This window comes from Mesorhizobium sp. B4-1-1, assembly GCF_006439375.1.
Taxonomy (GTDB): domain Bacteria; phylum Pseudomonadota; class Alphaproteobacteria; order Rhizobiales; family Rhizobiaceae; genus Mesorhizobium.
This window is the reverse complement of record NZ_VFTH01000003.1, coordinates 102,183-124,143: the sequence shown is the minus strand read 5'-3', so window position 1 is coordinate 124,143 and position 21,961 is coordinate 102,183. Positions and strand designations below refer to the sequence as shown.

The following is a 21,961-nucleotide window of genomic DNA, read 5'->3' as shown; positions in this document are numbered from 1 at the left end:
CCCGCCACTCAAAGCCGGAAATCCGGCTCTTTTCTCCTCCCGCCCGCTCCTCGATCGCGGGTCTTTCGCGTCTTGAGGGCCGGATTATGCGCTTATTCGCCGGCGCGGCCAGAGAAGGATTATGCTTTCGAGGGTAATTTTGTGCTGCAGGACCTGATCGCCAACGGAAAGCTGATGCGCACGATCTCGCTGCCGCGCGGCCGCCAGCGCCTGCATGCCATGCCCACCAGCACGGGCTATGAGCTGCGCGAGGACGAGACCTACGACTGGGACGGCAGGAAGCGCGGCCAGACCCCGTTCACGGTCCTCCAGCATACGATCAGCGGCACCGGCCAATTGCGTTACGAGAGCCGCAACTATCGTCTGCAGGCGAACGACACGCTGCTGGTTCTGGTGCCGCACAACCATCGCTACTGGCTCGCGAAGGGCGACCGCTGGGAATATTTCTGGATCTCGATGAACGGCGAGGAGGCGCTGCGCATCCACAAGTCGATCCTCAGCGTCTCGGGCCCGGTATTCCGGCTGCAGCCGGCGACCATCGATCACCTTGCCGATTGCAGCCTGCGCCTGATCAAGGGTGCGGCTTCGCCCGGCGCCGCCTCGGCGATCGCCTATGAGGCGGCGATGGCGCTCTATGACGACGTCTTCGGCTCGCACGCCTTCGCCGAAAAGCAGAGCGCCATGCAGCCCGTCATCGACCACATCAACGCCAATCTCGACAAGCCGCTGCCGGTGGCGGAGCTGGTGGAAATCAGCGGCCTCAGCCGCGCCCACTTCTCGCGCTGCTTCGCCGAGAGCGAAGGACTGCCGCCGGCCGAATTCGTCCTGCAGCAGCGACTGCAGCGGGCGGCGAAACTCCTGACCAAGGCGGATTTCCTGCCGGTCAAGGAAGTCGCGGTGCTGTGCGGCTTCGACGACTCGAACTACTTCTCCAAGGTCTTTCGCCGCTGTTACGGCATCAATCCGACGCAGTTCCGCACCACCGGCATGTATGCCAGCCTGGGCAGCCACCGCTGAAGCATTTCAGCGCTTGGCCTCAAGCGTTGTCGAGGCGGTGCTCACCGGGTCGGCCGCCGCGGCAAACGCTGCGTCGATCTGTTCGGGCGTGCGCTGCCCGGACCGTTTCCAGGCGACATATTGCGCGATGCCGAAACCCAGCCGCGTCGGCACCGTCTTCACCACCCGCATGCGGAACCCGTTGCGGAATTTCTCCCAGCGCGCGCCGAGCACCGCGACCATCTCCTCGACGGTCGGCGGCGTCGCCACATCGGCATAGGTGATGGTGACTTTCCCGGCGAGCGCCGCCTGGCGCGACAGCGGCACCGGGATCGAAGCCAGGTAATCGGTCGGCACGTCGATCAGCCCGCCGAAGGCCCACTGCCGGCGCAATTCGTCGGCGCTCATCGGCGCGACGTTGACGTCGATGTCGTGGGGCGTGCCGGGCACCCGGTAAGGGCAGGAGAAACGGCCGCAATTGGCCTGCGCCGAGAATTGCCACAGTGCGTAGCCTTGCCAGTTGCCCATCGGGAAATGCACGTCGATGTCCGGCTTGTAGCGAGCGTACCACAGCGGCAGCCGCGACAAGAGCCTATACTGGTAGCGATTTTCGGCGATGTACTGGGCGGTCTTGCCGTTGACATAGAGCACCGGGAAGCGGCCGAGGCGGCGATGCACCTGGCGTACGAACTCCTCCGCGTCCTCCATCGACATCCATTGCGTGGCGTCGATGCCTTCGATGTCGAGGGCCATCAGTTCATCCGGAGCCGGTTCCGCGAAATCGATGAAATTGTTGGCCTGCTCGACTGGGTTGCCGGGGCGGGCGAGGTGATAGGCGCCCCATTTCAGGCCGAGCGCCTTGGCCACCACCTTGCGCGTCTGGAACAACTCACGTGTCACCGCGTAGCGCTTCCATTGCGCCTTGCAGAGTTTGACGTCGGCCTCGGCGCCGAGGCAGAAATAGGGCGGCGGCAGCCCGTCGGACGCCTTGTTGATGAAGCCGGCAACGCGCTTGTCGGTGACGAGCTGCTGCCAGTCGATCGAATTGTATTCGTAGGCGTCGATCACCAACGGGCGGTCGGCATTCTTCCACGGCTCGGAGAAATCCGAGGCCTGTGCCGCCGTGCCCAGCGCAACCGCCGCCGCGAGAAGCGCCAGGCGGCGAAGAGGGCGCGCCGGCTTTTTCAATCAGGGTGTCCCCACTGACCAGGCAACGATCCTGAACCGCTATGGTTAAGGAAGTGCTTCAGGGGCACGGCCCGCATGATGGCCAAAACGTTCTGGCCCGGCTTCAACCTTGCGCGCCCTGTGCTCACCAGGCGTTTTACGTCCGCTCCACAGTGTCAAAAAAGTATCGGTCGGGTGGACAAGCCGTGGTGGCAGGCGCTTCAATTGCCGCCTAAGCTTTCAATCACGGCGGCCAGTGGGAATACACGGGTCTGCCTGACGAAGCGCAGCAACCGGTCACAAGACCGGACCCGCGCGGGGAGGAAAATGAAGATGAATCCGGACCTGGAAGTCGTCCAGATCAGACAGGGAGAGTCGTTCAAGGCCTGGGCCCACGGCTATCCTTTCCGCACCGTGCGCTGGCACTTCCATCCTGAATACGAGCTGCATCTGGTCGTCGCCACCACCGGCCGCTATTTCGTCGGCGACTTCATCGGCGAGTTCGAGCCGGGCAATCTGGTGCTCACCGGGCCCAACCTGCCGCACAACTGGGTCAGCGACGTGCCACCGGGAGAAACCGTGCCGCTGCGCGGCCGCGTCGTCCAGTTCTCGGAAGAATTCATCGCCGAGGCTTCCGCCGCATTGCCCGAACTTGCCGCCTGCGCAGGCATCCTCGAAACCAGCCGCCGCGGCGCGCTGTTCTCGGCGGCGACGGCTGAGCTCGCGGCGCCCTTGCTGGCGGAGCTTACCGAGGCGCAGGGCGTGCGCCGCCTGTCGCTGTTCATGGCCGTGCTCGATATCTTGAACCGCGCCGGCGACGTCCGCACGCTGGCCAGCGCGGGCTATCTGCCCGACCCGTCCGGCTTCATGTCGGCCGGCATCAACCAGGCGCTCGCCTATATCAACTGCCACCTGACCGAGCCCTTCAGCGAAGGCACTCTGGCCGAGATTGCCGGGCGCAGCCCGAGCGCCTTCTCGCGCAGCTTCCGCCGGCACACCGGAATGGCGCTGGTGCAGTATGTCAACCGGCTGCGCATCAACCTCGCCTGCCAGCTGCTGATGAGCGAGGCGCAGATGTCGATCACCGAAATCTGCTACGCCGCCGGCTACAACAACATCTCGAATTTCAACCGCCAGTTCCTGGCGCAGAAGGGCATGTCGCCTTCGCGCTTCAGGGCCTTGCTGGCTGAGAACATCAACGCGGAGATTGCCGCCTAACAGGGAGGAAGCGGGAGGAGCTTAGAGCAATTGCGAAGCGGTTGAACGCGGCGATCTTGCCGTAGCCTCCGTCCGGAATTGCGTCAAACAAAGAGACATTCAGGGAAGGAAGGATGCGGGGTGCAGGTCACCCTGTGCTGGGGATCGTTTATCCTGAAATCCAGCACGTTCAGGAGGATGTTCGCGCGGCTTACCGGGATCGGATCGATCCTTGGCCGCCGCCGGTCATACTCCTTCCAACAGTTCGACATGCAGTCAAGGCCTGACGCGCCAGCCATCGCGCAGGTCCTCATGAAACCATTGCTTGAAAACGGAGACATTCGAATGACCAGATATGCATGGAAATCGCCGTTTGCCTTGAAATCGACAATCGCGGCTGCGTTCGCGCTCTCGCTGCTCGGCACCACGGCGGCATTCGCCGACACGGTCACCGACGCCACAATTGCCTTCCTGATGCCCGACCAGGCATCGACCCGCTACGAGCAGCACGACTATCCCGGCTTCGTCGCCGAGATGAAGAAGCTCTGCCCGGGCTGCAAGGTGATCTACCAGAACGCCGATGCCGATGCGGCGCGCCAGCAGCAGCAGTTCAATTCTGTGATCTCGCAGGGCGCCAAGGCCATCGTGCTCGATCCCGTGGATTCGACAGCCGCCGCCTCGCTGGTCAAGCTTGCGCAGAGCCAGGGCGTCAAGGTCATCGCCTATGACCGGCCGATCCCGACTGCGCCGGCAGATTTCTATGTGTCCTTCAACAATGAAGGCATCGGCAAGGCGATCGCGGATTCGCTCGTCGAGCATCTGAAAGCGCTCAAGGTCGACCCGGCCGGCGGCGGCCTGCTGCAGATCAACGGCTCGCCGACCGACGCCGCCGCGGGCCTGATCAAGAAGGGCATCCACGAAGGCCTCGACAACAGCGGCTATCCGATCCTGGCCGAGTTCGACACGCCGGAATGGGCGCCGCCGAAGGCCCAGCAGTGGGCCAGCGGCCAGGTCACGCGCTTTGGCGCCAAGATCCTCGGCGTCGTTGCCGCCAATGACGGCACCGGCGGCGGCGCGATCGCCGCCTTCAAGGCGGCCGGCGTCGATCCGGTTCCGCCGGTGACCGGCAACGACGCGACGATCGCGGCCTTGCAGCTGATCATCGCCGGCGACCAGTACAACACCATCTCCAAGCCGAGCGAAATCGTCGCGGCCGCCGCGGCCAACGTGGCCGTCAAGCTGTTGTCGGGCGAGACGCCGAAGGCCGAGATGACGCTTTACGACACGCCCTCGCAGCTCTTCACGCCGGCGGTGGTGACGCAGGAGAACCTCAAGGCCGAGATCATCGACAAGAAGATCAACACGGCCGCCGAGCTGTGCGTCGACCGCTATGCCGAGGGCTGCAAGAAGCTCGGCATCACCAACTGATCATATGGCATCCGGCCGCCCGTCGGCGGCCGGATGCCCGAGGACGACTATCACGAAAGGCGGCGCATGAGTGAGAATTCCGAAAGATCGGCTTCCGTCGGCGAGCTGGTGCTCAGCCTGCGCGGCATATCGAAGAATTTCGGCGCCGTTTCGGCGCTGACCGATATCGACTTCGACGTCCATGCCGGCGAGGTCGTCGCGCTGGTCGGCGACAACGGCGCCGGAAAGTCGACGCTGGTCAAGATCCTTGCCGGCGTGCATCAGCCGAGCTCGGGAACGATCAATTTCCGCGGCAGGGCGGTGACGCTGCCCGATCCGCGCGCGGCGCTGACGCTTGGCATCGCCACGGTGTTCCAGGACCTCGCACTCTGCGAGAACCTCGACGTCGTCGCCAACATTTTCCTGGGCAACGAGCTCAGCCCGCTTCGGCTGGACGAGGTGGCGATGGAGATGCGCGCCTGGACGCTGCTCAACGAATTGTCGGCGCGCATTCCGAGCGTGCGCGAGGCGGTGGCCTCGCTGTCCGGCGGCCAGCGCCAGACCGTCGCCATCGCGCGCTCTCTGCTGCTCGAACCGAAACTCATCCTGCTCGACGAGCCGACCGCGGCACTTGGCGTTGCCCAGACCGCGGAGGTGCTCAACCTTATCGACCGCGTCCGCGCGCGCGGCCTCGGCGTCGTGATGATCAGCCACAACATGGAAGATGTCCGCGCCGTCGCCGACCGTATCGTGGTGCTCAGGCTGGGGCGCAACAACGGCGTCTTCGAGCCCGATGCCTCGAACCAGGACCTGGTGAGCGCCATCACCGGCGCGTCCAACAACGCGGTGTCTCGGCGCGCCGAGCGCCTGCGCATGGAACGCGACCAACCCGGTAGCGTACAGGCCGGGGAGCAACGCCCATGACGGACGTCAAGCAAGGCGCTCCCGCGCCGATGGCGCTCGACCGCGCCGATGCGCGCGTGAAGCATGAGGCAGGCCTCAGTGGAGCGGTCCGCGCCTTCCTCGACCGCGTGCGCAGCGGCGATCTCGGCTCGCTGCCGGTCATCGTCGGCCTCGTCGTCATCTGGACCGTGTTCACCAGTCTCAATCCGGTCTTCGTTTCCAGCAGCAATCTGGTCAATCTCCTGTTCGACTGCTCGACGGTCGGTGTCATCGCGCTCGGCATCGTCTGCGTGCTGATGGTCGGCGAGATCGACCTCTCGGTCGGCTCGATCAGCGGCTTTGCTTCGGCGATGGTCGGCACGCTCTGGGTCAATCAGGGCTGGCCGGTCGCGCTGGCGATCCTCGCAGCGCTGGCCTTCGGCGCCCTGATCGGCTCGCTCTACGCTTTGCTGTTCAACCGGCTCGGTATGCCGAGCTTCGTTTCGACGCTCGCCGGCCTGCTCGCGGTGCTGGGCATGCAGCTCTACATCCTCGGCTCCACCGGCTCGATAAACCTGCCCTATGGCTCCGCTTTGGTGGATTTCGGCCAGCTGATGGTGATGCCGAAATGGGTCTCGCACTTGCTGGCTGCGATCCCGGGCCTGGCGCTGCTGGTCAGCGGGCTTCGCACCTTCGCGCGCCGCCGCGCGGCTAACCTGTCGACGCCGTCCGCCGCCGGGCTCATCCTGCGCGTCGGCGCCATAACCGTCGGCCTCGAGCTGATCGTCGCCTACCTCAACCAGTCGCGCGGCATCCCTTGGATGTTCGGCCTGTTCGTCGGCCTCGTCGCGGCGATGAACTATGCGCTGACACGGACCAAATGGGGGCGTTCGATGACCGCCGTCGGCGGCAACCGCGAGGCGGCGCGGCGCGCCGGCATCAAGGTGCGCGCCATCTACCTCAGCGCCTTTGCGCTGTGCTCGCTCTTCGCCGCGCTGGGCGGCGTGCTTGCGGCCGCCCGGCTCGCTTCAGCCAGCCAGCAGGCCGGCACCGGTGACGTCAACCTGAACGCCATCGCGGCCGCGGTCATCGGTGGAACCAGCCTGTTCGGCGGCCGCGGCAGCGCCTATTCCGCCCTGCTCGGCATCATCGTCATCCAGTCGATCGCCAGCGGGCTGACGCTGCTCGATCTGTCCTCGTCGCTTCGCTACATGATCACCGGTGCCGTTCTGGCCATCGCCGTGATCGTCGACTCCCTCGCGCGCCGTTCCCGTGCTTCGCACGGCCGCGCCTGAACAGTTCAAACGAGAAGGGTACACATGGCTCAAGATCTTTCGGGAAAAGTCGCCGCGGTCACCGGCGCGGCATCGGGCATCGGCCTCGAATGCGCCAGGGCGATGCTTGCCGCCGGCGCCCGCGTCGTGCTGGTCGATCGCGCGCAGGACAGGCTGAAGGAGGTCGTCGGCGAGCTCGGCGCCGACGCGATCCCGCTGGTGGTCGACCTCACCAGCCCCGCCAGCGTGGCGACCATGCTGCCCGGCATCCTCGAAAAGACCGGCCAGCTCGACATCTTCCATGCCAATGCCGGCTCCTATGTCGGCGGCGAGATCCTCAACGGCGATCCAGACGCCTGGGACCGCATGCTGAACCTCAACATCAACTCGGTGTTCCGCTCGGTACACGCGGTGCTGCCGCACATGGTCGGCCGCAAGACCGGCGACATCGTCGTCACCAGTTCCATTGCCGGCCTCGTTCCAGTCGTCTGGGAGCCGGTCTACACGGCCTCCAAGCACGCCATCCAGGCCTTCGTCCACACGCTGCGCCGGCAGGTCGCCAAGCACGGCCTCCGCGTCGGCGCAGTCGCGCCCGGACCGGTGGTGACGGCGCTGATCAGCGACTGGCCGAAGCAGAAGCTCGAGGACGAGCTGGCGGCCGGCGGGCTGATGCAACCCACCGAGGTCGCGGACGCTGTCCTGTTCATGCTCACGCGCCCGAGAAACATCACCATTCGCGATCTGGTGATCCTGCCGCAGAGCAATGATCTGTAGGCAGTAGGGAATAGGAATAGGGAAAGAGGCCCTTGCGTCCGGCCACCCAACACTGACCATCTCTACTGCCTACTGCCTACTGCCTACTGCCTACTGCCTACTGCCTAATTTCTGAGGTCCGCAAATGCCTTCCCACTTTCTCGGCATCGATGTCGGCACCGGCAGTGCGCGCGCCGGCGTCTTCGACGAGCGCGGCGAACTGCTGGCTTCTGCCAAGCGCGACATCGCGCTCTTCGTCGAGCCCGGCGAGATCGCCGAGCAGTCGAGCCGCGACATCTGGCAGGCGGTGTGCGCCAGCGTGCGCGAGGCGGTCGGGAAGGCGGGCGTCGATCCCCGGGAAATCGGCGGCATCGGCTTCGACGCGACCTGTTCCCTGGTGGTGGTCGGCGACGATGGCAAGCCCTTGCCGGTCGGCCGTTCGGGAGACAGCGATCGAAACATCATCGTCTGGATGGACCATCGCGCCCTCGACCAGACCAGGCGCATCAACGCCCTGCGGCATCCGGTCCTCGACTATGTCGGCGGCGTCATTTCGCCGGAGATGGAGACGCCGAAGCTTTTGTGGCTGAAGGAGAACCTGCCCGCGACGTTCGCCGGGGCAAGCCATTTCTTCGACCTTGCCGATTACCTGAGCTGGCGCGCCACGGGCAGCCTTGCCCGTTCGGTCTGCACGCTTTCCTGCAAATGGACCTATCTCGGCCACGAGCGGCGCTGGGACGACAGCTATTTCCATGCCGTCGGGCTCGGCGAGCTTGCCGACGAGGGCTTTGCCCGCATCGGCACCGAAGCGGTCGATCCCGGCACGGCGCTTGGCGCCGGGCTGACGGAGAAGGCTGCGGCCGAACTGGGACTGGTTGCGGGCACGATCGTGGCCGCCGGGCTGATCGATGCCCATGCCGGCGGCGTCGGCACGGTGGGCGCTGCCGGCGATGCCGGTACCATTGCCTCGCGCGTGGCCTATGTGCTCGGCACCTCGGCCTGCACCATGGCAAGCAGCGAAGGTCCGGCCTTTGTGCCGGGCGTATGGGGACCCTATTATTCCGCCATGGTGCCGGGGTTCTGGCTGAGCGAGGGCGGTCAGTCGGCGGCCGGGGCGGCGATCGATCTGCTGGTGCGTTTCCATCCGGCCGCAGCGGAGGCTTCCGCGCGCGCCGCGGCTGAAGGCAAATCGCTGGTCGATTGGCTGGCCGCGGCCGCTACGGCGGCTTCGTCCGACCTGTCGGCTGCCGCCACGCTCGCGGGAAGCATCCATGTCGTACCCGAATTCCTCGGCAATCGTTCGCCCTTGGCGGATCCGGATGCGCGCGGCCTGATCGCCGGGCTCGGCACCGACCGTTCCGTCGAAAGTCTCGTCGGCCTTTATGTCGCCGGGCTTTGCGGCCTCGGCTATGGCGTGCGTCAGATCGTGGCGGCGATGGCCTCATCCGGTCTTGCCGTCGACACCATCGTCATCAGCGGCGGCGCCGGCCAGTCGCCGCTGGTGCGCCAACTGCTCGCCGACGCCGCCGGCCTGCCGGTCGCCGCCTCGCAGTCGCCCGAGCCGGTGCTGCTCGGTGCAGCGATGCTGGGAGCGGTGGCATCCGGCCGGTATGGGGACCTTTCGACCGCCATGCCTGCCATGTCCCGGCTTGGTGATGTTTTCAAGCCGGTGACCGACGCCATGCGGACGTGGCACGATCGTCGCTACGAGGCCTTTCTGGCGCTGCAGGCGGTGGGTCGCAGCATACGCTGAGAGATCGATCAACGCTTAAACAGCGACGGGACTTCGAACGGATCGGGCGCCGGCTCCTGCGGCAGCGTGCCTTCCGCCTTGCGCTTCTTGTGATGCGCGAGCGAGCATTGCGCAGAGCACAATATGCCGCGATCGGTCCAGTAGGCGGGGCCTTCCTCGATCATGCCGTGATAGTACGAGAACCCGGGCGCCCGGTAAGGCAAGCCGCATTCGATGCAGCGATAGGCGTCGGGTCTGGCAAGCATGAGGTGTTCCGGTTCGCTTTGCTCTACAATCGGCGGATCATACCAGCCGGATGCAATTCGTCGTAGAAATTTTCAGCGGCAATTGCAGCCTTGAAAAATTGGCCATGACTATCGCGATTTCGTCATTCTATGGCGGCGGAGCAAGGAGCGAAGCGACGCGCGCAGACCCGAGGATCCATTCCGTGACGTCGAGGCGTTTCGACGATCCAGAATTCTGCTCCGCTGCACTCCATGGCCAAGGGCACGGAATGGATCCTCGGGTCTGCGCGACGCTTCGCGTCGCTCCGCCCGTGGATGATGAAGCCTACGCTTGCAAAATCCGCGTGACAAAGTTTGACGTTTACGTAAAAAGAAGGCGCGAAATCGACGTCTGGTTTCGCTTCGGCCATGCACTAGGATTGGCCGGAACGCAGGAGGATCAGACATGTATCGCGCGCCGGTAGACGACATCGCCTTCACGCTGAAGCAGGTGGCGGGGCTGAAGCCGGCGCTCGACGCCGGCATTTTCGGCGATCTCGGCGAGGACTTGGTCGACGCGATCCTGGCCGAGGCGGGACGCTTCGCCAGCGAGGAGGTCGCTCCGCTCTATAAGATCGGCGACGAGCATGGCGCGGTGCTGAAGGACGCTGCCGTCACCACGCCGCCCGGCTGGAAGGAACTCTACCGGCGCTGGATCGACGGCGGCTGGAACGCGCTGTCCGGGCCGGAAGGATTCGGCGGCCAGGGCCTGCCGACGGTGCTCGGCGTCGCCGCGCTCGAAATGTGGAATTCCGCCGCCATGGCCTTCGGCATCGGCCCGACGCTCACCATGGGCGCGGTCGAGGCGCTGGACAAGCACGCCTCGGAGGAACTCAAGACCAAATACCTCGCGAAACTCGTCTCCGGCGAGTGGATGGGCACGATGAACCTGACCGAGCCGCAGGCGGGCTCGGATCTCGCGGCCTTGCGCAGCCGTGCCGAGCCCGTCGGCGACGGCACCTACCGCATCTTCGGCCAGAAGATCTTCATCACCTATGGCGAGCACGATTTCACCGACAACATCGTGCATCTGGTGCTGGCGCGGCTGCCCGACGCGTCGGCGGGCACGCGCGGCATCTCGCTGTTTTTGGTGCCGAAGTTCTTCGTCAACGACGATGGTTCGCTCGGCGCCCGCAACGACGTCTTCTGTTCCGGCCTCGAGCACAAGCTCGGCATCCATGCCTCGCCGACCTGCACCATGATCTATGGCGACGGTTTCCAGGGCGCCAAGCCCGGCGCCATCGGCTGGCTGATCGGCGAGGAGAACAAGGGGCTGGCCTGTATGTTCACCATGATGAACAACGCCCGCCTTGCCGTCGGCATGCAGGGCGTGGCGGTGGCCGAGACCGCGACGCAGAAGGCGATCGCCTATGCCAATGAGCGCCGCCAGGGCAAGGCCTCGGACTATTCCGGCTCCGGCATGGCGCCGATCGTCCATCATCCCGATGTGCAGCGCAGTTTGCTCACCATGCGGGCGCTGACCCAGATCGCCCGCTCGATCAGCTATTCCTGCGCGCATGCGCTCGATCGCGCGCGCCTCGGCGAGGGCGAGGCCGCCGCCAATTGGCGCGACCGCGCCAACCTGCTGACGCCGCTCGCCAAAGCCTTCTCGACCGATGTCGGCGTCGAGGTCGCCTCGCTTGGCGTCCAGGTGCATGGCGGCATGGGCTTCATCGAGGAGACGGGTGCCGCCGCGCTCTATCGCGATGCGCGCATCGCGCCGATCTATGAAGGCACAAACGGCATCCAGGCGATCGACCTTGTGGCGCGAAAGCTGTCGCTCGGCGGAGGCGAGCATGTGCATGGCTACATCGGCGAATTGAAAGCCGTGGCCGATGCGGTGCGCACCTCCAACATCGAAGGCTTCGGCCGCACCGCCGACAATCTCGACCGCGCGCTTGCCGATCTCGACGAAGCGACGCGCTTCCTGCAGAAACTGCTTGCCGACGGCAAGGCCGACGCCGCGATGGCCGGCGCCACGCCCTATCTGCGCCTGATCTCGCTCGCCGCCGGCGGCGCCTATCTGGCGCAAGGCGGGCTGGCCGACCGCGGCCGCATCGCGCTTTGCCGCTTCTTTGCCGAAAACCTGCTTGGCGAGACGCACGTGCTCAAGGAGCGCGTCATCGACGGCGCCGAGAGCCTCGCCGCCGCCGGCAAGGCTCTGATTTCCGCTTAGGCATCCCGACCTTCAAAGGACCAACCGTGACAGACCATATCCTCGTCGAGCGCCATGGTGTTGTGCAGATCATCCGCATCAACCGCCCGGACAAGAAGAACGCGCTGACGCGCGCCATGTACGCGAAGATGTCGACCGCGCTTGCCGAAGGCGATGCCGATCCGGCGGTCCGCGTGCATGTCTTCCTCGGCGTTCCGGGCGCCTTCTCCGCCGGCAACGACCTCGCCGATTTCCTGGTCATCGCCACCGGCGGCGAGGGCGGCGACGAGGTCTGGGATTTCCTGATGGCGCTGGCCAAGTCCGAGAAGCCGATGGTGTCGGGCGTCGACGGCATTGCGGTGGGCATCGGCACCACGCTCAACCTGCATTGCGACCTGACGTTCGCCACCCCGCGCACGATTTTCCGTACGCCCTTCGTCGATCTCGGCCTGGTGCCGGAGGCCGGCTCGAGCTTGATCGCGCCGCGGCTCCTGGGACGGCAGGGCGCCTTCGCGCTGCTCGGCCTCGGCGAAGGCTTTTCGGCCGAGCGCGCCAAGGCGGCCGGTCTGATCTACGACGTCGTCGAAGAGAGCGCTCTGGAAAGCGCGGTGCTGGCCGCCGCCGGCGACATCGCCGCCAAGCCGCCGCAGGCACTGAAGATCGCGCGCGACTTGATGCGCGAGCCGCGCGAGGAACTCGTCGCCCGCATCGAGGTCGAGAGCCAGCATTTCCGCGAGCGGCTGACCTCCGAAGAGGCGCGCGCCGCGCTCACTGCTTTCATGACGCGCAAGAAGGGATAGGCTCGAAGCCCATCCCACGCAAGCGCCCGCCGCGGCGGGCGCACACCGATGTTCACGTCAGCTTCTTGGCCGCCTGTTCGTCCAGCGCCTTGCCGAAGGCCTCCGGCGTCCAGCCGGCCTCGAGCACGCGGTGAAGCAGCGCCTGCTGCGTTTCCGGCGCCAGCCCGCCGATCGGCGGATCGCGATCGAGATTGGTTGGGAAGGAATATCCTTCCGCCGTCGAGGCGATCGCGTTCGCGGCCGCCGCTTGCGAGATCGCGCCGGTTGCCAGCATCTTCTGTATCGCCGGATAGAGCGCGCGGCTCATCTTGGTGCGATCGACGCTTTCCATCGCGCGGCCATAGCCTGACGACACCTGCAGCAAATTGGCCATGCGGCGGACGTCTGCGGAGCGATTGTTGCCGGCGGCGTGGAACAGTGCCGGGTTGAAGAAAGCGGCGTCGCCCTTTTCCAGGGCAAGCTGCACGTGATGCTCGGCGAAATACGCCTTGAACTCCGGCAAGCCCGTGGCGAGATATCCCGGCAAATAGGCTTGCGAGTAGGGGAGGTACAGCGTCGGCCCGCTCTCCAGCGGCATGTCGCAATGGGCGACGGCCCCTTGCAGCGTCAGCACCGGCGAGATGCTGTGCACATGCACCGGATAGCGCTCGATCACTTCGGGGGTCTGGAAACCCAGATGATAGTCGCGATGCGCCGATTGCGCGGCGCCGCCCGGATTCACGCAGTTGATCTGCGAGGTCATCTGATAGGCCGGGCCGAGCCAGGCTTCCGAAATCAGCGCGATGATGTCGTTGCCGTAATAGGCGGCGAAGGCTTGCGGGTCGCGCAGGCAGAATTTTTCCAGCGCGTTCCAGATGCGGTCATTGGCGCCCGGCTTGGCGAAATGGTCGCCGCCGCCGGTTCCCGCGGCGTGCTGCTCGGCGATCATCTCGTTGAAGAGCTTGGTCGCCGTATCGACCGGCGTCGTGTCGGCGAACGCTCTTTTGAAGGCCACGACACCGGGCCCGCTGGTCATCGCCTCGACCCACTCCGCCAGCAGCGCCTTGCGCGTATCGGGGTCGGCTGCCGCCTTGCGGACGGCGTCGCCGTCATAGATCAGCACGTTCTTTTCGACACTGGCGGCGAAGGGGTAGTCGGCGGGGTTGGTCGTCTGCTCGACGATCGTCCGGAAGCTTTCGATGTCGCACTGGTCCTTGGTCAGCCAGACCCGTTCGGACCTGATCTTCGCTGGGTTGTCGGCCTTCATGACGCATCCTCCTGTTGCGGTCCCGATTGTCATTGCCGTATACCGCAATCTGCGGCGTCGGTTGCCTCCGAAACACCTCAAAAACACCTCAGAAGATGTCTCGTCCGTTTCTCGTCAAGGATATCGCTCTTCAGGCCGGGCTCAGCCTCGCGACGGTCGACCGCGTTCTCAACGAGAGGCCGGGCGTGCGCGAGCACACCGTACGGCGGGTCAGGCAGGCTATCGGCGAGCTTGAAAAGCAGCGCGACCAGATCGGCCTTTCCGGCCGCAAGCTTGTCCTCGACGTCGTCATGGAAACTCCGTCACGCTTCAGCGAGGCGGTGCGGCAGGGGCTGGAACAGGCGATGCCGTCGCTGCAGCCGGTGATCTTTCGTGCCCGCTACCATTTCGCCGAGACGCGCGGCGTCGGCGACACGGTCGCCATCATCGAGACCTTGCGGCGGCGCGGCAGCAACGGCGTGTTCCTCAAGGCGCCCGATGTCGCGGAGGTCAGGAGCGCGACGGCCGGGCTCATCGCCGCCGGCATCCCCGTCGTCACACTGGTGACGGATCTTCCCGACACGGGTCGGCAGGCCTATGTCGGCATGGACAACCGGGCGGCCGGCGAGACTGCGGCCTATCTTCTCGGCGAGTGGCTTGGCGGCGGGCCGGCGCGCATCCTCGTCACCATCAGCAGCAACCGGTTTCGCGGCGAGGAGGAGCGCGAGATAGGCTTCCGGCAAGCGCTCCGCGAGCGCTATCCGGCGCTCGGCATCGTCGAGGTCAGCGAGGGCCATGGCCTCGATCGCAACACCGGCACGCTCGTGCTCGCGGCCTTGCGGGCTAACCCCGACATTGCCGGCGTCTATTCGATCGGCGGCGGCAATCGAGCGATCGTCGAAGCCTTCGCCGCGCTCGGCCGCACGTGCCGCGCCTTTGTCGGGCATGACCTCGACGCCGACAATCTCGCGCTCCTGTGTGCCGGGCGCATCAGCGCCGTGCTGCATCACGATCTCGGCCACGACATGCGAAGCGCATGCCTGCATGTCATGCGCGCGCATGGCTTGCTGCCGAAATCGCCGGTCTCGGGCATGGCCAACATCCAGATCATCACGCCCTTCAACGTGCCGCAGGCGGTTGGCAACACATAGGGGCAATGCCACAGTGCTTCAGGGATAAAGCCTGACCTTGTCCCAGCCGCCGCCGGCGTTGCGCGAGAAGACGACGCGGTCATGCAGGCGGAACGGCCGGTCATGCCAGAACTCGATCGTCTGCGGCATGATGCGGAAGCCCGACCAGTGTTTCGGCCGCGGGATCTCGCCGATGGCGTAGCGCGCCGTGTATTCGGCCACCGCCTTTTCCAGCGCGAAGCGGCCCTCCAGCGGCCGAGACTGTTTCGAGGCCCAGGCGCCGATGCGGCTGCCGCGCGGCCTGGTCGCATAATAGGCGTCGGCCTCGGCGTCGCTGACGATCTCCACCGGCCCGCGCACCCGCACCTGGCGGCGCAGCGATTTCCAGTGGAAGCACATCGCCGCCTTCATGCTGCCAAGAATCTCGCGGCCCTTGGCGCTCTCGAAATTCGTGTAGAAGACAAACCCCTTTTCGTCGAACCCCTTGAGCAGCACCATCCGCACATCCGGCATGCCGTCGGCATCGACGGTCGCCAGGGCGACGCCGTTGGCGTCGTTGATCTCGCTTTTGGTTGCGTCCTCCAGCCATGCGGCAAAGAGCCGGAACGGCTCCGCAGCCTCTGTGAAGTCACTGCTTGTTAACTCGGTTTCGTTCATAGTTTTCCAAATTTTTAATATTGCGGGAGGAGTTCGCCGATTGTCGCGTATCGCGCAAGCTTTTGACAGCGGGCAATGGAGCGTTATCGCTTCGGCCAGTGCCAAGGCTGCGCTGTTGACGTTGGCGCTTCCTCTTGCCGCCTGCGGCGCCGGCGGCTTCAGCCTGGAAAAGGCGGAGGTCGACCGCTCGATCATCACCTCCAGCGCGCCGTCCTCGCCCGCGGCTCCGGCGGCGGCCGACAAGGACTCCGACCAGACCACCATCGGCAACGCCGTTTCCTCCGCCGACATCAAGGAACTGGGCGGCCAGGCCGTGCCATGGGCCAATGCCGGCACCGGCTCGCGCGGCGCCATCACCGAACTGGTGGAACTGAAGGATGGCGGCCTGACCTGCCGCCGTTTCAGCGCCACGCGCGAGAGCTTCGACGGCGTTGCCCTCTACAAGGGCGAACTGTGCCTGGCCGGTGCCGGCGGCTGGCGCATGCAGGAATTCAAGGCGCTCTGATTTCGGGCGCTTTGATTTTCGGACGCCAATTCCCCTTGCGGCACTGGAATTTCTTCCTATGCGAGCGCATATAGGGGGGCGACCCGTGAATTCAATCTCTCTTGCAGGCAGGAAGCATGCGCGACCCCTATGAGGTGCTGGGCGTTGCCAAGAACGCATCGGCCAAGGACATAAAATCGGCTTACCGCAAGCTCGCCAAGAAGCATCATCCGGACCAGAATCCGAATGATCCCAAGGCGAAGGACCGTTTTGCCGCCGTCAACCAGGCCTACGAAGTCGTCGGCGACGAAAAGGCGCGCGGCGCCTACGATCGCGGCGAGATCGACGCCGAAGGCAAGCCGAAATTCCAGGGCTTCGAGGGCGCGGCCGGCGGCGACCCGTTCGCCGGGTTCCGCCGTCAGCAGGGCCCGGGCGGCGCGCATTTCGAGTTCCGCAGCGGACGTCCCGGCGGCGATCCGTTCGACGGCAACAGCGACATCTTCAGCCAGATCTTCGGCGATGCCTTTTCCGGCGCCCGCGGCGCCGGCCGGGGCGATCGTCGCCAGCCGGTCCAGGCGGCCGATCTCAATGTCACCATGGATATCAGCGTCGAGGAGGCAGCCACCGCCGATAAGGTGACGGCGATGTTCCCCGACGGCCGCAAGGTGGCGGTCAAGCTGCCGGCCTATGTCGAGGACGGCCAGACGATTCGTCTGAAGGGCCAGGGCGAGCAGGGCCCGGGCCAGCCGGGCGACGCGCTGGTCAAGATCCATATCCGCCGCCACGCCCGCTACCGCATCGAAGGGCGCGACCTGCATGTCGATCTGCCCGTCGATCTGGCCGACGCCGTGCTCGGCGCCAAGGTGGCGGTCGAGACGCCGACCGGCAAGCTCGCGGTCAACGTTCCGGCGTGGTCGAGCTCGGACAAGGTGCTGCGCCTCAAGGGCAGGGGCCTGCCGGAAAAGGCCGGTGGCCATGGCGATCTCTATGCCCATGTGCGGCTGATGCTGCCGGAAGGCGGCGATGCCGAGCTTGAGGCCCTTATGCGCCGCCAAAAAGGCTGATCGGCGGAATTTTGTTCCCGTTACAGTGTCTTTTGAGCGCTTGAAGGGGCTTTGTGCCTGTGCGATAGGCTCTCCACAAAGCAGATATTCTTGCGGAGAGCTTGCACATGGCAGGTGGACAGGGCCTGATGGCCGGTAAGCGGGGCCTGATCCTCGGCGTCGCCAACAATCGGTCGATCGCTTTCGGTATCGCCAAGGCGTGCGTCGATCATGGCGCCGAGATTGCGCTGACCTATCAGGGCGAGGCCTTCAAGAAGCGCGTCGAGCCGCTCGCGGCCGAGCTCAACGCGCATGTCGCGGGCCATTGCGACGTAACCGACCCGGAAAGCCTTGACGCCGTCTTTGCCGACATCGCCAAGCATTGGGGCAAGCTCGACTTCCTCGTCCATGCCATCGCCTTCTCCGACAAGGACGAACTGACCGGCCGCTATGTCGAGACGACGCGCGACAATTTCCTGCGCACCATGGACATCTCGGTGTTTTCCTTCACCACCATCGCCAAGCGCGCCGAGCCGCTGATGACCGATGGCGGCTCGCTTTTGACGCTGACCTATTACGGCGCCGAGAAGGTGATGCCGCATTACAACGTCATGGGCGTCGCCAAGGCGGCGCTCGAAGCGAGCGTGCGCTATCTGGCCGTCGACCTCGGCGCCAAGAAGATCCGCGTCAACGCGATCTCGGCCGGCCCGATCAAGACGCTGGCCGCCTCCGGCATCGGCGACTTCCGCTATATCCTGAAGTGGAACGAGTACAATTCGCCGCTCAAGCAGACGGTCACCCAGGAGGAGGTCGGCGATTCCGGCGTCTACTTCCTGTCGGATCTGTCGCGCGGCGTGACCGGCGAGGTCCATCATGTCGATTCCGGCTACCATGTCGTCGGCATGAAGGCGGTCGATGCGCCGGATATCTCGACCGTCAAGGACTGATCGCCTCCGCTTATCATCCGTCCAGGCCCTGGCCCGACCTACGGAAGACCTGATGTATCCGCTCGTCTACATCGCGCGCCACGGCCAGACCGAGTGGAATGCCGAGCACCGCCTGCAGGGCCAGGCCGACACCGACCTCAACGATTTTGGGCGCAAGCAGGCGAGGCGCAACGGTCAGCGGCTGGCGGAGCTCATCGGAAATCCTGCCGATTTTGATTTCGTCGCCAGTCCGATGCGGCGCACGCGTGAGACGATGGAGCTGATGCGCGAAGCTATGGGGCTCGATCCCTCCGGCTACCGCACCGACCCGCGTCTGGTCGAGATAAGCTTCGGCGACTGGCAGGGCTTCACCTTCGCCGAGCTCGAGCAGCGCGTCCCTGGTTCAACCGACGGCCGCCGCCACGCCAAATGGGATTTCCAGCCGCCAGGCGAGGGCGCCGAAAGCTACGAGATGCTGCTCGATCGGATCAAGCCGTGGCTCGACGCGCTGCGCCAGCCGACCGTCTGCGTCACCCATGGCGGCGTCATCCGCTGCTTCTTCCGCTTGGTCGCGGGCTTTTCCAAGCAGGAGGCCGCCAGCCTCGAGGTGCCGCAGGATCGTCTGCTGCGGCTGGAGGGCCGCGGTTTGGAGTGGGTGTGAGGAAGACGCCTCTGCTTCGTCATTCCAGGGCGAAGCAGGAGCGAAGCTCCGTCGCGGAGACCCTGGAATCCATGCCGCGACCTAGGTCAAATGGTAAAAACGGTGCAGAAGAGAACCGGTTCTGCACCGCTGCAAAGCGTCGACGTAACGGAATGGATTCTAGGGTCTGCGCGCGTCGCTACGCTCCTTGCTTCGCCCTAGAATGACGAAACACGGGCGCTTCAGCCTCTAACTCGAAAGCTAATTCTGGTCGCTGTCGGGCAGCTGCATATCCGTCACGACATTCTCGCCATTGGTCACGTCATAGGCGATGACGATGTCCATGCCGGGCTTGAGCGAATCGATATCGGTCTCGGCGTTGAGCTTGTAGGCCTTGCCGTCGTCAAGCGTCAGCGTCAGCGTGTCCTTGTCGACCTTCTTGATCAGGCCTTCGGTCTGGCCGGCGAACGCGGCGGCGGTGGAAATCAGCAACATGGCGCAGGCGGCGCCAATCAGGGTACGCATCGTCGTCCTCTTTGGTCATTGCGCCGGCTGGTCAGCGGCGGATCCTCAACGGCGGATGGGAAGAGAGCAGAAACCAACCGAATGTGTCAAAACTAAATCCGCCAGATCACAGTTTGATGCAGCGTTTGACCACTGTGGAAAACGCCAATAGAACGCAAGCCGGCAGCGCCGCGCGTGCTTTTGGATGCGCAGGGGATGCTGCACCACTTCAGGTTGCCGGCTCCGCCGCCGGGCAGGGCGATTTCCATGTCTCACAACACATTCGGCCATCTCTTCCGCGTCACCACCTGGGGTGAAAGCCACGGCGCCGCCCTCGGCTGCGTTGTCGACGGCTGCCCGCCCGGCATTCGCTTCAGGCGCGAGGATATCCAGGCCGAGCTTGACCGCCGCCGCCCTGGACAGTCGCGCTTCGTCACCCAGCGCCGCGAGCCGGACGAGGTCAAGATCCTGTCCGGCTTCATCCTCGACGAAGACGGCGAGACGATGATCACCACCGGCACGCCGGTGTCGATGCTGATCGAAAATGTCGACCAGCGCTCCAAGGATTATGGCGAGATCGCCCGGCAATATCGGCCGGGCCATGCCGACTACACTTATGACGTCAAATACGGGCTGCGCGACCACCGCGGCGGCGGCCGCTCCTCGGCGCGCGAGACGGCAGCCAGAGTGGCGGCGGGCGCCTTGGCGCGCAGGATAGTTCCCGGCATGACGGTGCGCGGCGCGCTGGTCTCGATGGGTGAGAAATCGATCGATCGCGCCAACTGGAACTGGAATTTCATTGGTAATCCCGAAAACCCCTTCTTCACGCCCGACCCTGCCTCGGTGCCTGTCTTCACCCGGTATCTCGACGGCATCCGCAAGGCCGGCTCCTCGGTCGGCGCGGTGATCGAGATCGTCGCCGACGGCGTGCCGCCGGGCCTAGGCGCGCCGATCTACGCCAAGCTCGACCAGGACATCGCGTCGGGCCTGATGTCGATCAACGCCGTCAAGGGCGTCGAAATCGGCAACGGCTTCGAGGCGGCCCGCATCACCGGCGAACAGAACGCCGACGAGATGCGCATGGGCAATGACGGCGAGCCTGTCTTCCTCTCCAACAATGCCGGCGGCATCCTGGGCGGTATCTCGACTGGACAGGCGATCGTCGCCCGCTTCGCCGTCAAGCCGACCTCGTCGATCCTGACCCCGCGCCAGTCGATCGACAAGGACGGCAAGGATGTGGAAGTGATGACCAAGGGACGCCATGACCCGTGCGTCGGCATCCGCGCCGTGCCGATCGGCGAGGCCATGGTTGCCTGCGCGGTCGCCGATCATTATCTGCGGCACAGAGGACAGACAGGGAAGGCAGTGGGCCGTAGGGAATAGGCAGTAGACCGCCCGACACAGCCGTTTTCTTTCTTCTACTGCCTACTGCCTACTGCCTACTGCCTACTGCCTACTGCCTACTGCCTACTGCCTACTGCCTACTGCCTACTGCCTAATTCCTGCGAGCGAAGCGAGCATCAATGCCTTACGACCAGAAAAAGATCGTCGAAGCGATCCGCGCCTTCGAGCGCGGCGAGATCGTCGTCGTCATGGACGATGACGGGCGCGAGAACGAAGGCGATTTGATCGTCGCCGCCGTCCACTGCACGCCGGAGAAGATGGCCTTCATCGTCCGCAACACCTCCGGCATCGTCTGCACGCCGATGCTGCGTGACGATGCCAGGCGGCTGAACCTCGCGCCGATGGTGGCGGACAATGACTCCGCCCACACCACCGCATTCACGGTCAGCGTCGATTTCAAGCACGGCACCACGACCGGCATTTCCGCCGACGACCGCACGCTCACCGTGCGCAATCTTGCCAACGGCAATGTCGGCCCATCCGATTTCGTGCGTCCCGGCCACATCTTCCCCCTGATCGCGCGCGAAGGCGGTGTCTTGATGCGCTCTGGCCACACCGAGGCCGCTGTCGATCTCTGCAAGCTTGCCGGCCTGCCGCCGGTCGGCGTCATCTCCGAACTGGTCAACGACGACGGCACGGTCAAGCGCGGCCCTGAAGTGCAGGCCTTCGCGGAACAGCATGGCCTGAAGCAGGTCTCGGTCGCAGACCTAATCGCCTACCGCCAGCGCAAGGAAACGCTGGTCGAGCGCGTCGCCTGCTCCGACATCGACACGCCCGGCGGCAAGGCGCAGGTCTTCACCTACACGCTGCCCTGGGATTCCATGCACCATGTCGCGGTCGTCTTCGGCGACATCCGCGACGGCGAGGACGTGCCGGTGCGCCTGCATTCGGAAGATGTCGTCACCGACGTCTTCGGCACCAGCCATCGGCTCGACGGCGTCATGAAGGCGATGGGCGAGCGCCGGCGTGGCGTCATCGTCTATCTGCGCGAGGGTTCGGTCGGCGTCGCCCACCAAGAGCGCAAGCGCCCGGCGAGCGGCGACCGCGAGGACCACGAGGAAGCCCGCCGCCGCGAGAACGAATGGCGCGAGATCGGCCTCGGCGCCCAGATCCTCAAGGACCTCGGCATCTCCTCGATCAACCTGATCGCCTCGCGCGAGCGCCACTATGTCGGCCTCGAAGGGTTCGGCATCCATATCGCCAAGACCGAGATTCTGTAGTCTGTCGAAGGACTGACGTACCATCCCGCTGGCAGCTCTGCCCGCGTTGCTGATTGACCGAAGCCTCCGGAACTTCGTCAT

At 65.2% G+C, this 21,961-nt stretch carries 21 protein-coding genes; 16 read left to right on the top strand and 5 right to left on the bottom strand.

Annotated features, from left to right (window positions below):
- Nucleotides 1-174: 174 nt before the first annotated feature.
- The gene (locus tag FJW10_RS05345) at nt 175-1,017 is read left to right on the top strand and encodes an AraC family transcriptional regulator (RefSeq protein WP_140899319.1); all 843 of its coding nucleotides are present in this window, start codon (nt 175-177) and stop codon (nt 1,015-1,017) included.
- A gap of 6 nt (nt 1,018-1,023) precedes the next feature.
- Here the strand turns inward: FJW10_RS05345 and FJW10_RS05340 are convergent, their stop codons facing one another.
- On the bottom strand, nt 1,024-2,184 hold the full coding sequence (locus FJW10_RS05340) for a glycoside hydrolase family 25 protein (protein WP_140898938.1): 1,161 nt from the start codon (nt 2,182-2,184) through the stop codon (nt 1,024-1,026).
- A gap of 312 nt (nt 2,185-2,496) precedes the next feature.
- Between FJW10_RS05340 and FJW10_RS05335 the strand changes: the two genes are divergently transcribed.
- The 6 genes from FJW10_RS05335 (at nt 2,497) to FJW10_RS05310 (ending at nt 9,429) form a co-directional block, all read left to right on the top strand.
- Nucleotides 2,497-3,381, top strand: a complete 885-nt coding sequence (locus tag FJW10_RS05335) for an AraC family transcriptional regulator (RefSeq protein ID WP_140705267.1) — start codon at nt 2,497-2,499, stop codon at nt 3,379-3,381.
- Between the two features lie 324 nt (nt 3,382-3,705).
- On the top strand, nt 3,706-4,788 hold the full coding sequence (locus tag FJW10_RS05330) for a sugar ABC transporter substrate-binding protein (RefSeq protein ID WP_140898936.1): 1,083 nt from the start codon (nt 3,706-3,708) through the stop codon (nt 4,786-4,788).
- A 66-nt stretch (nt 4,789-4,854) separates the two neighbouring features.
- Nucleotides 4,855-5,691, top strand: a complete 837-nt coding sequence (locus FJW10_RS05325) for an ATP-binding cassette domain-containing protein (protein ID WP_140898934.1) — start codon at nt 4,855-4,857, stop codon at nt 5,689-5,691.
- Nucleotides 5,688-6,944 (top strand): sugar ABC transporter permease, encoded by a 1,257-nt coding sequence (locus FJW10_RS05320; protein ID WP_140898932.1) that lies wholly within the window; start codon nt 5,688-5,690, stop codon nt 6,942-6,944. Before FJW10_RS05325 ends, FJW10_RS05320 begins: the two co-directional genes overlap by 4 nt.
- Before the next feature lie 24 nt (nt 6,945-6,968).
- On the top strand, nt 6,969-7,697 hold the full coding sequence (locus tag FJW10_RS05315) for an SDR family oxidoreductase (protein WP_140898930.1): 729 nt from the start codon (nt 6,969-6,971) through the stop codon (nt 7,695-7,697).
- 124 nt (nt 7,698-7,821) lie between these two features.
- Nucleotides 7,822-9,429 (top strand): FGGY-family carbohydrate kinase, encoded by a 1,608-nt coding sequence (locus FJW10_RS05310; RefSeq protein WP_140898928.1) that lies wholly within the window; start codon nt 7,822-7,824, stop codon nt 9,427-9,429.
- A gap of 8 nt (nt 9,430-9,437) precedes the next feature.
- Here FJW10_RS05310 and FJW10_RS05305 read toward each other — a convergent pair whose 3' ends face one another.
- Nucleotides 9,438-9,674, bottom strand: coding sequence for a hypothetical protein (locus tag FJW10_RS05305; protein WP_140898927.1), 237 nt, complete (start codon nt 9,672-9,674; stop codon nt 9,438-9,440).
- A gap of 424 nt (nt 9,675-10,098) precedes the next feature.
- On the opposite strand from FJW10_RS05305, the gene FJW10_RS05300 reads away from it, so the two are divergent.
- Nucleotides 10,099-11,868 (top strand): acyl-CoA dehydrogenase family protein, encoded by a 1,770-nt coding sequence (locus FJW10_RS05300; RefSeq protein WP_140898925.1) that lies wholly within the window; start codon nt 10,099-10,101, stop codon nt 11,866-11,868.
- A 26-nt stretch (nt 11,869-11,894) separates the two neighbouring features.
- On the top strand, nt 11,895-12,647 hold the full coding sequence (locus tag FJW10_RS05295) for a crotonase/enoyl-CoA hydratase family protein (protein WP_140898923.1): 753 nt from the start codon (nt 11,895-11,897) through the stop codon (nt 12,645-12,647).
- 52 nt (nt 12,648-12,699) lie between these two features.
- On the opposite strand, the gene FJW10_RS05290 is transcribed toward FJW10_RS05295, so the two are convergent.
- Nucleotides 12,700-13,893, bottom strand: a complete 1,194-nt coding sequence (locus FJW10_RS05290) for a phytanoyl-CoA dioxygenase family protein (protein WP_140898921.1) — start codon at nt 13,891-13,893, stop codon at nt 12,700-12,702.
- Nucleotides 13,894-13,988: 95 nt separating this feature from the next.
- On the opposite strand from FJW10_RS05290, the gene FJW10_RS05285 reads away from it, so the two are divergent.
- Entirely contained in the window at nt 13,989-15,023 is a 1,035-nt protein-coding gene (locus FJW10_RS05285; protein ID WP_140898919.1) for a LacI family DNA-binding transcriptional regulator, read from the top strand.
- An 18-nt stretch (nt 15,024-15,041) separates the two neighbouring features.
- Here the strand turns inward: FJW10_RS05285 and pdxH are convergent, their stop codons facing one another.
- Complete coding sequence (gene pdxH / locus FJW10_RS05280) at nt 15,042-15,659, bottom strand: pyridoxamine 5'-phosphate oxidase (RefSeq protein ID WP_140898917.1); 618 nt, start codon at nt 15,657-15,659, stop codon at nt 15,042-15,044.
- A 40-nt stretch (nt 15,660-15,699) separates the two neighbouring features.
- Here pdxH and FJW10_RS05275 point away from each other — a divergent pair, with 40 nt between their 5' ends.
- From FJW10_RS05275 to FJW10_RS05260, 4 genes are all read left to right on the top strand, one after another.
- Entirely contained in the window at nt 15,700-16,164 is a 465-nt protein-coding gene (locus FJW10_RS05275; RefSeq protein WP_140898915.1) for an RT0821/Lpp0805 family surface protein, read from the top strand.
- 116 nt (nt 16,165-16,280) lie between these two features.
- Nucleotides 16,281-17,207 carry a J domain-containing protein gene (locus tag FJW10_RS05270; protein WP_140898913.1) on the top strand — a complete coding sequence of 309 codons (927 nt, stop codon included), beginning with the start codon at nt 16,281-16,283 and terminating at the stop codon, nt 17,205-17,207.
- Between the two features lie 107 nt (nt 17,208-17,314).
- On the top strand, nt 17,315-18,133 hold the full coding sequence (gene fabI, locus FJW10_RS05265) for an enoyl-ACP reductase FabI (protein ID WP_042641715.1): 819 nt from the start codon (nt 17,315-17,317) through the stop codon (nt 18,131-18,133).
- Between the two features lie 52 nt (nt 18,134-18,185).
- Nucleotides 18,186-18,773, top strand: a complete 588-nt coding sequence (locus FJW10_RS05260; RefSeq protein WP_140898911.1) for a histidine phosphatase family protein — start codon at nt 18,186-18,188, stop codon at nt 18,771-18,773.
- A 240-nt stretch (nt 18,774-19,013) separates the two neighbouring features.
- Here FJW10_RS05260 and FJW10_RS05255 read toward each other — a convergent pair whose 3' ends face one another.
- Nucleotides 19,014-19,277 (bottom strand): DUF1344 domain-containing protein, encoded by a 264-nt coding sequence (locus FJW10_RS05255; protein ID WP_041002438.1) that lies wholly within the window; start codon nt 19,275-19,277, stop codon nt 19,014-19,016.
- A 246-nt stretch (nt 19,278-19,523) separates the two neighbouring features.
- Here FJW10_RS05255 and aroC point away from each other — a divergent pair, with 246 nt between their 5' ends.
- Together aroC and ribB are read left to right on the top strand one after the other, a co-directional pair.
- A complete protein-coding gene (aroC, locus tag FJW10_RS05250; RefSeq protein ID WP_140898909.1) occupies nt 19,524-20,639 on the top strand; it encodes a chorismate synthase in 1,116 nt (371 codons plus the stop codon).
- A 140-nt stretch (nt 20,640-20,779) separates the two neighbouring features.
- Complete coding sequence (gene ribB, locus FJW10_RS05245; protein ID WP_140898907.1) at nt 20,780-21,880, top strand: 3,4-dihydroxy-2-butanone-4-phosphate synthase; 1,101 nt, start codon at nt 20,780-20,782, stop codon at nt 21,878-21,880.
- The last annotated feature ends 81 nt before the right edge of the window (nt 21,881-21,961 follow it).